At 77.4% G+C, this 7,533-nt stretch carries 5 protein-coding genes; 4 read left to right on the top strand and 1 reads right to left on the bottom strand.

The window, feature by feature from the left end; translation table 11 throughout:
• Together ACFXGA_RS21150 and ACFXGA_RS21155 are read left to right on the top strand one after the other, a co-directional pair.
• Positions 1–3,023: DUF5682 family protein (locus ACFXGA_RS21150; protein ID WP_378090380.1), on the top strand; the 3,023-nt coding region annotated here is incomplete at its 5' end.
• On the top strand, positions 3,020–5,038 hold the full coding sequence (locus ACFXGA_RS21155) for a hypothetical protein (protein ID WP_378090382.1): 2,019 nt from the start codon (positions 3,020–3,022) through the stop codon (positions 5,036–5,038). The genes ACFXGA_RS21150 and ACFXGA_RS21155, both read left to right, overlap by 4 nt.
• A gap of 88 nt (positions 5,039–5,126) precedes the next feature.
• On the opposite strand, the gene ACFXGA_RS21160 is transcribed toward ACFXGA_RS21155, so the two are convergent.
• Positions 5,127–5,543, bottom strand: a complete 417-nt coding sequence (locus ACFXGA_RS21160) for a universal stress protein (protein WP_378090384.1) — start codon at positions 5,541–5,543, stop codon at positions 5,127–5,129.
• A 525-nt stretch (positions 5,544–6,068) separates the two neighbouring features.
• On the opposite strand from ACFXGA_RS21160, the gene ACFXGA_RS21165 reads away from it, so the two are divergent.
• Together ACFXGA_RS21165 and ACFXGA_RS21170 are read left to right on the top strand one after the other, a co-directional pair.
• Positions 6,069–7,049: an aminoglycoside N(3)-acetyltransferase gene (locus ACFXGA_RS21165; RefSeq protein ID WP_378090386.1), complete on the top strand. Its 981-nt coding sequence runs from the start codon at positions 6,069–6,071 to the stop codon at positions 7,047–7,049.
• A 146-nt stretch (positions 7,050–7,195) separates the two neighbouring features.
• Positions 7,196–7,525 (top strand): MFS transporter, encoded by a 330-nt coding sequence (locus ACFXGA_RS21170; RefSeq protein ID WP_378090388.1) that lies wholly within the window; start codon positions 7,196–7,198, stop codon positions 7,523–7,525.
• Positions 7,526–7,533: the final 8 nt, after the last annotated feature.

Consider the following 7,533-nt stretch of genomic DNA (forward strand, 5'->3'; position numbering starts at 1 on the left):
GGCTGGTCGCGGCCGCCGCGCCCGGCCAGACCCGGGAGGCGGTGCGGCGGGCGGCGCTGCTGGTCGGCTGGGCGTTGCGCCGCGACGCCGAGGGCGTCGGCGTGGACCCGTTCGACCTGCGCCGGGAGGCGTGGATGCGGCGGGCGGTGCGGGAGGTGGCCGGGCGGCGCTGCGCGGCGGTGGTCGGGTCGTTCCACGCGGCGGCGTTGCTGGACGGGCCGGTGGACGAGTCGCCCGCGCCGGTGGGCGACATCGTCACGTCCCTGGTGCCCTACGGGTTCGCGCTGCTGGACGAGCGTTCCGGCTACCCGGCGGGCATCCGCGACCCGGAGTGGCAGCAGGCGGTGCTGGAGGCGGCGGGCGACCCGGGCGCGGTCGAGGCCGCCGCCGCGTCGTTCCTCGTGCGGATCTGCGCGCGGGTGCGGGAGCTGGGCCACCCGGCCGGTCCGGGCGAGGCGCGGGAGGCGTTGCGGCTGGCGGTCGACCTGGCCCGGCTGCGCGCCCTGCCCGCGCCGGGCCGGGGCGAGCTGGTGGAGGCGGCGCAGACCGTGCTGACGCACGCCGAGCCGCTGGGCCGCGGTCGGGTGGTGGCCCGGGCGGCGGGTGACGTGCTGGTGGGCCGGCGGACCGGTGTCCTCGCGCCGGGCACGCCCCGGTCGGGTCTGGCGCCAGCGGTGGAGGCGTTGGTCGCCTCGCTGCGGCTGCCCGGCCCGGACTCGCGGGAGCCGGCGTCGCTGCGGCTGGACCCGCTGCGGTCGGAGCTGGACGCGCGGCGCGAGGTGGCGTTGCGGCGGTTGACCGTGCTCGGCGTGACCTACGCCGAGGAGACCGCGACCACGGGCGTGGGCGGCGGTGACGCGCTCACCACCCGGTGGACGGTGGCGTGGACCCCGGCGACGGCCGCCACGCTGCCGGTGGCCGGGCTGTGGGGCGCGACGCTGGAGCTGGCCGCCTCCGGGAGGTTGGCGGCGCGGCGGGCCGAGCGGGAGCGGCACGGCGGGCACACGCCGGGGGCCGTGCTGGCCGACCTGCTCGACGCCGCCGCGTGCGCGTTGCCGGACGCGGTGGGCGTGCTGTTGGCCGACGCGGCGACCGTGCTGCCGTCGTCGGGGACGTTGCGCGAGCTGTTGGCGGCGTTGGACCTGCTGGACCGGTTGCGCGCCGGGCACGTGCCCGGCACGCCCGGGGACGTCCTGGACGCGCACCCGTCGCTGGCGGCGGAACTGGAGACGGCGGCGGTGGCGCAGCTCGACGGGCTCGCCGGGTCGGAGGACGTGGCCGACGCGCGGGCGCTGGTCGAGCTGGGGCAGCGGCCGGCCGTGCACGGGGTGCGGTTCGACGCGTGCCTGCGGGCGTTGGCCGACACGGGCGCGCCGCTGATCGCCGGCGCGGCGGGCGCGGCGCGGGTGCTGCTCGGCCTGGTGCCGCCGTCGGTGCTGGGGGAGCGGGTGGCGTCCTGGGTGGACGGCGCGACCACGGTGGAGCGGCGGGGCGCGTTGCGGCGCGGGCTGACGGGCGTGCTGGCGGCGGCCGGGCCGCTGCTGGAGACGCCGGAGGCGTTGTCGCCGTTGCTGGACCGGGTGGAGGGCCTGGCCGACCGCGACTTCCTCGACCGGCTGCCCGCGTTGCGGGGCGCGTTCACGTCGGTGGGCCCGGCGGCGCGGGCCCGGGTGCTGGCCGTGGTGCAGGAGCGCACCGGCACGCGGGTGGACGCGGTCGGCGCGCCCGATCCGGAGCTGCTGGCGGTGTGGTTGGCGGCGGAGCGGGCGGCCGGGGACGTGCTGCGGGCGCACGGCCTCCAGCCCGCGAACCGGGTCGGGGCACGGGCGCGCGGCGTTCGGCCCGACAGCGGTGAGCGGTCGGCGGCGGGCGTGTCGCGGGCGCACGGCGTCGACCCGGAGCGCGGTGAGCGACCGGCCGCCGGCGGTGAGCTGTCCGCCGACGTGCGGTGGCGGTTGGTCCTCGGCGCGCACGGCGAGCGGCCGGCGGGGGCGGGGCGGTTCGCGGCCGCGTTGGACGAGCTGTACGGGCGTGACGGTGGCGAGGGCGCGGCGCGGGGCGACCTCGGGGCCGACCGGTCCAGTCCGTTCCCCGGCGTGCGCGAGTGGTCGGAGGAGCTGGGGGACCTGTTCGGCGAGAGCGTCCGCGAGGAGGTGCTGGCCGCGGCCGCCGAAGGCGGGCGGCTGGAGGCGGCGCTGGAGCTGGACCCGGCGTCGGTGCGGCCGTCGGTCGAGCTGCTGCGCAACGTGCTGTCGCTGGCGGGCGGGTTGTCGGAGTCGGCGCCGGCGCGGCTGCGGCCGTTGGTGGCGCGGCTCGTGCGGGAGCTGACCGCGCAGCTGGCCGACCGGGTGCGGCCCGCGTTGACCGGCATCCAGCTGCCGACGCCGACCCGTCGTCCCGGCGGGCGGCTGGACCTGCCGCGCACCCTGCGCGCCAACCTCGCGACCGCGCGCCGTGACGCCGGCGGCCGGGTGGTGGTCGTGCCGGAGCGGCCGGTGTTCCGCACCCGCGGTCGTCGGGCCAGTGACTGGCGGCTGGTGCTCGTGGTCGACGTCTCCGGCTCGATGGAGGCGTCCACGGTCTGGTCGGCGCTGACCGCGTCGGTGTTCGCCGGCGTGCCCGCGCTGTCGACGCACTTCCTCGCGTTCTCCACGGAGGTCGTGGACCTGACCGAGCGGGTGGCCGACCCGCTGTCGTTGCTGCTGGAGGTCCGGGTGGGCGGCGGCACGCACATCGCGGGGGCGTTGCGCCACGCCCGTTCCCTGGTGACCGTGCCGGAGAGGACGATGGTGGTGCTGGTCAGCGATTTCGAGGAGGGCGGTCCGGTGGGGCCGCTCGTCGCGCAGGTGCGGGAGCTGGTCACGTCGGGGGTGACGGTGCTCGGCTGCGCGAGCCTCGACGACCGCGGCGTCGCCCGCTACTCCACGTCGGTGGCGGGCGCGCTGGTCGCGGCGGGCATGCCGGTCGCCGCGCTCAGCCCGCAGGAGCTGGCCCGCTGGGTGGGGGAGAAGGTGCGCGGATGAGCGTGCCCCCGGTGTTCCCGGCGGTGGTGGCGGACGTGCTCGACGCCCTGCCGCCGAGGCTGCGCAAACGGGTCGACGCGTCGCTGGGGCGGGTCGCGGAGTGGACCGTGACGGTGGACGGCGGCACGGCCCGCGCCACGCTCGACGCCGAGACGACGGTGACGTGGACCTTGCGCGACGGCGTGCTCACCGCGGCCGACGACCTGGTGTGCGGTTGCCTGCTCGCGCCGAAGTGCCTGCACCGGGGTCTCGCGGTGGCCGCGGCCGAGGTGGCGGACGGCGTGCCGGAGCCGGTCGTGGCCGAGCCCGTCGCCGAGGTCGTCGGGACGCCGATCACCGAGGACGAGCGCGCGGCGGCGGCCGTGCTGTGGGCGGCGTGCGCGACCGTGCTCCGCGCGGGCGCCACGGGCAGCGGCGCGGTGGTGCGGGCGGAGCTGCTGCGGGCCGTCCACACGGCACGCGTCGCGGGCCTGCACCGGGCCGCCGCCGACGGCCTGCGTGTCGCCGCCACCCTGGCCGCCGCGCGGTCCGGCGACCCGTCGTTCGACCGCGAAGCGCTCACCGCCGAGTTGGTGGGGCTGATGCTGCTCTGCCACGACCTGCGCACGGGTACGGGCGAGGCGGCGGAGCTGCGCGGCACCGCCCGGCGCGAGTACCGGCCGATCGGCTCGTTGCGCCTGTACGGGCTGTGCACCGAGGTCGTGGTCGCCGGCTCGGGCTACGCCGGGGTCGTCACGCACCTGGTGGACGACGGCGGCGCGCTGTGGACCGTGCCCGCGATCATGCCGGGCGGCGCGGAGCGGGTCGCCGCCGCCGCGAACGGGCCGGTGGCGATCGGCGAGTCGGGGCTCAGCCACCGCGAGCTGGGCCGGGCCGGGCTGCTGCTGTCCGGCGGCACGGCGTCGCCGGACCACCGGCTCGGCGCGGGCAAGGCCGTGCGCGCGGTGGCCGCGTCCGCCGCGTCGTGGGAGGAGCCGCCGTTCGCCGAGTTGTGGGCGCGACCGCTGCCCGACCAGGTGGCGCGGGCGTTCGACGCCCACGCCCGGCCGGACTCCCACCGCCCGGCCGGGGCGGACCTGCTGTTCGTCGCGGGCACGGTGTCGGGCGCGGCGGGGGAGGCGTTGCGGGTGGACGTCGGGGGCATCCCGGTGGACCTCGTCGGCGACGGCGACCGGCCGCGCGAGAACCTGAGGGTGCTCGCCGGCGCGCCCGGTCTGCGCGTGCGGGCCGTCGCGCGCCTGCTGCCGGACCGGCCGGGCACGGCCGTCGCGCTGGCCGTGGCGGGCGACCTGGACCTGCCCGACGAGGTGCGCCACCACGTCGACCTCGGCCTGGACCGGCTGCAACGCTCCCACGTCGCCGGCGGCGGCACCCGCGGTCTGCCGCCGCGACGGGAGCCTGCCGATGGCCTGCCGCGACCGGCTCCGGCCGACAGCCTGCCGCCGCCGGCCGATCGCGTGCCGCTACCGGAGCCGGCCGATCGCGTGCCGCAGCCCGAGTCGGCCGACCGCTTGCCGCTACCGGAGCCGGCCGATCGTGCGCCGCGCCCCGAATCCGCCGACCGCGTGCCGCAGCCCGGATCCGCCGACCGCGTGCCGCTACCGGAGCGGGCCGATCGCGTGCCGCGCCCCGAGTTGGCCGACCGCGAGCCCCGGCCGGAGCCGGCCGATCGTCTGCCGCGGCCCGACCCGGCCGGTCGGGTGCCGCGGCCGGTCAGGCCGTTGGAGAACGTGCTGCACCGGGTCGCGCTCGGCGGTCGGGCGGTGGCGGCGGTCGCCTCGATCGACCGGGAGGTGACCGCCCTGGCCCGCAACGGCCTCACCGCCACGGCGGACCTGCTGGCCGGCCTGGCCGACGCGTCCCGCGACCGCGGTCGGGACGCGTTCGGCCGGGTGATCCCCGACGAAGGCGACGACTTCCCGTTGGCCTGGCTGCGCGCCGGCCTGCACGTCCGCGAGTTCACCCGTGCCGCGGCGCGGCGCGCGTGGCTGGCCGCCGTGGAGGGGGACGGGTAGTCGCGGGATCGCCGGCGGGGTTCGGTAGGCGCGGCCGGCCTCGGGGTCGTCCCGGTCGGGCGTGGTTCGCGGCGGTGGGGCGCGAGGGTCAGGCCGCCTGCCCGTTGTGGGCCGGCACGACGACGACCGGGCAGGTCGCGTGTTCCAGGCAGTGCCTGATCACCGAGCCGAGGATCGTGACGCCGCCCCGGGTGTAGCCGTGCCGGCCGAGGACCAGGCCGTCGGCTTCGCCGGCCAGCTCCACCAGGGCCGGCCCCGGCTCGCCGTCCAGCACCGACCGCTCCACCCGCACGCTCCCGCTCGACCCGATCCCCTCCAGCGCGTCGTCGACCGCGCGCCGCCGGGCGCTGTGGAACACGTCCGCGCTGCCGCCGGGCGTCCGCAGCCCGCACACCGACGCCGCGACCACGACCCCGCCGTCCTGCGTGTGGCGTATGGCCCACTCCAGCGCGGCCTTGCCCGCCGCCGAGTTGTCCACACCGACGATGATCCGCTTGGCTTCCATCACGCCTCCTCGCGGGAGGGTGTCCTCGCTGGGCACCCGCCGAACAACTACCCGGAATAATCGGACCGCCACGCATTCGTGTCGAGCGCGGTAGGCGGTATTTACGCCATTTTTAGGTCTCGGTTCGATGTCGGGTAAAAGGCGATTTACCCGTCCTTTGGGCAGTGGTGCCACGATTTTCGCGGCGATGGTGGGAGCGGGTCACCGGAATGTCGGCGAAAGCGGTCCGAACGGCCCAGCGTCGGCCGTTCGGGGGAGTACTCACGGGTGTTGTCCCACCTCGACGGCCCAGTGGCGGATCACGCGAGTGGCGCATCGGCGCGCGCCCCCGGCGGTTCCACATTCCGTGGAATGGCGACCGGGCGATACCGAGTGGTACTCGCCCGGGTGTTGTTCCGCGCTATTGGCGGTGGTCGGCGTCGCGGTCCGTATGCGAGTTTCATTCCTGTTGTCGAGGGTGGTCGCGTGGTTCCGGAGCGCCCGTTCGGCGTGACCGGGCCGGGCGGCCGTCCTTATCCTGCGGAGGTGTCGAAGCCTCCCTCCGGTCCGCTGTGCACCCGGCACTCGATCGCCGCCCAGCTCGGCGAAGCCGGGCTGCGCGCGGGCGACACCGTGCTCGTGCATTCCTCGTTGAGCGCGCTCGGCTGGGTCTGCGGCGGGGCCAACACCGTCGTGGCGGCGTTGCTCGACGTGCTCGGCGAGGCCGGGACGTTGGTGGTGCCCACCCAGTCGACCGACAACTCCGACCCGGCCGGCTGGCACAACCCGCCCGTGCCCGAGTCGTGGTGGGCCGAGATCCGCGCGTCCCTGCCGCCCTACGACCCGCGCACCACCCCGGCGACGGGCGTCGGCGTGATCCCCGAGGCGGTGCGGACCTGGCCCGGGGCGCTGCGCAGCGCGCACCCGCAGACGTCGTTCGCCGCGCTCGGCGCGCGGGCCGCCGAGGTGGTGGCCGACCACGCCCTCGACAGCCAGCTCGGCGAGCGCAGCCCGCTGGCCCGGCTGGAGGCGATGGGCGCGCGGGTGCTGCTGCTCGGTGTCGGCTTCGGCTCGTGCACGGCGTTCCACCTGGCCGAGTACCGGCTCCCGGACCCGCCGGAGGCGGACAACTCGTTCGCGATCACGACCCCGCGGGGCCGGTCCTGGGCGACCGTCCGCGACCTCGCGCTGGACGACGGCGACTTCGCGGAGCTGGGCGCGGCCTTCGGCGGCGCGCGGCCGGTCCGGCTCGGCCGGGTCGGCGCGGCCGTCACCCGGCTGTTCTCGCTGCCCGACGCGGTCGCGTTCGCCGAGACCTGGCTGGCCGAGCACCGGGGCGACGCTGGGCACCGGGACGACGCCCGGCACCGGGGCGACGCCCAGCGCCGCGACGATGCCGAGCGCCGGAGCGACGCCCAGCACCCGGGCGACGCCGGGCATCGGAACGACGCCGAGCGGACGGACGATGCCGAGCGCCGGAACGACGTTGAGGACCGGGGCGGTTCCCGACTAGGGTGCTGCGGGTGACGAGTCCCGAGTCGGACAGAGCCGAGCCGCCGATCGCCGGCGGCGTCCCGTCCGACCGGTGAGCCACCGGTCCTGATCGCGATCGCCCGTCGGCGGTCGGCACGCGCACGCACCCGACCGCGCACGCCGACCTCGGAGTCGATCCCTTGCCCCTGTTCGTGTACGTCCTCGGCCTTGCCGTGTTCGCGCAAGGCACCTCGGAATTCATGCTGTCCGGTCTGGTCCCCGGCATCGCCGCCGACCTGTCGGTCCCGTCCGGCGCGGCGGCGAGCCTCACCTCCGCCTACGCCGTCGGCATGGTCGTCGGCGCGCCGCTGATGGCCGCCCTGGCCGCGCGGTGGCCACGCCGGCGGGCGCTGGCGGGCTTCCTGACCGCGTTCGTGGGGGGGGGGGCCCCCCGCGCGGGGCCCCACTCGTGCACACCGGCGGGACTAATAGCCCTCAAACGGGTCCGGCGCCCACCGCGCGGTTATTAGCGAGGCAG

The sequence above is a fragment of the Actinosynnema sp. NPDC059335 genome (assembly GCF_042752395.1).
GTDB lineage: Bacteria > Actinomycetota > Actinomycetes > Mycobacteriales > Pseudonocardiaceae > Actinosynnema.